The organism is Pseudonocardia nigra (genome assembly GCF_019396355.1).
In the GTDB taxonomy this organism is placed as follows: Bacteria; Actinomycetota; Actinomycetes; order Mycobacteriales; family Pseudonocardiaceae; genus Pseudonocardia; species Pseudonocardia nigra.
The window spans coordinates 1-1,180 of the sequence record NZ_JAHKRK010000481.1 but is presented as its reverse complement, the minus strand read 5'-3'; the positions used below and the strand labels follow the sequence as shown (position 1 = coordinate 1,180).

The 1,180-nt window shown below is 72.3% G+C and carries 2 protein-coding genes; both read left to right on the top strand.

The genetic code is table 11. The features are described from left to right. Positions 1–828, top strand: an 828-nt coding sequence (locus KME75_RS41745) for a tyrosine-type recombinase/integrase (RefSeq protein WP_219420529.1), incomplete at its 5' end; no start/stop codon positions are given. Further along, a complete protein-coding gene (locus KME75_RS41740) occupies positions 825–1,166 on the top strand; it encodes a helix-turn-helix domain-containing protein (protein ID WP_219420527.1) in 342 nt (113 codons plus the stop codon). The genes KME75_RS41745 and KME75_RS41740, both read left to right, overlap by 4 nt. The last annotated feature ends 14 nt before the right edge of the window (positions 1,167–1,180 follow it).

The following is a 1,180-nucleotide window of genomic DNA, read 5'->3' as shown; positions in this document are numbered from 1 at the left end:
GCCTACGGCTGGCCCGGCGAGTGCGAGACCCGGTTCGGCACCCACCCGGTCCAGGTGGTGCACGAGTGGAACACCGCGGTGCACGTCCAGCAGGCCGAGGGCGACCCGATCAAGCGGGCGTTCACCCTGGATGAGCTGCAGGCGTTCTTCGACCACGCCGACGGCCAAGTCGCGAGGATCCGCGCGGCCGGCCGGAAGGGCTGGTTGCCGGCGTTCCGCGACGCCACCCTGTTCAAGATCGCCTACGGGTACGGGTTGCGGCGCAACGAAACCCGCATGCTCGACGTCGCCGACTTCGGCACCAACCCGCACGCTCCCGAATTCGGCGACCACGGGGTCTGCTACGTCCGGCACGGCAAAGCGATGAAGGGCTCCGCCCCGAAACGGCGCAGCGTGCTGACCGTCTGGCCGTGGGTCACCGACGCCCTCACCGAGTGGACCACCGAGATCCGGCCGCTGCTGGCCGGCGAGTCGAACCGGGCGCTCTGGCCCTCGGAGCGAGCGCCGCGGGTCGGGTTGGCGCAGATCGACGCACGCTTCGCCACCATCCGCACCACGCTGGGCCTGGGCACAGGCCTGGACTTCCACTCGCTGCGCCGCTCCTACGTCACCCACCTGATCGAAGCCGGCTGGGACCCGCTGTTCGTCCAGCACCAGGTCGGGCACGAGCACGCCTCCACCACCGCGATCTACACCTGCGTGTCCTCGGACTTCCGCACCCGCACCCTGCGCCGCGCGCTCGATGCCACCCTCACCCAGGCCACCACCACAGCCGCGAGCGCGACCGCAGCGGCCCTCGGGTCGCGACCAGGAGGAGGCAGCCGATGAACCGTCGACGCGAGATCAGCTACCAGTGGCGGCTACGCGAGATCGTGGCCACCCGCGGGCTGTTCACCACCACCCACCTCGCGCCGCTGCTCGCCGAACGCGGCATCACGCTGTCGGCCTCCCAGATCCACCGGCTCGTCACCGGCACCCCCGAACGACTCTCGTTGCCCGTCCTCGCCGCGCTCTGCGACCTGCTCGAGGTCACCCCCGCCGACCTCATCGTCACCCGCGCCGAGAACGCGCCCGGCCGCAAGGCGGCCGGCGCCACCGGCCCGACGGCCCTCGCGGGCCCGGTCGAGCTGCGCCCGACCCGCGCCCGGCTGCGCCCCGAACCGTGACCCGACCACCACAC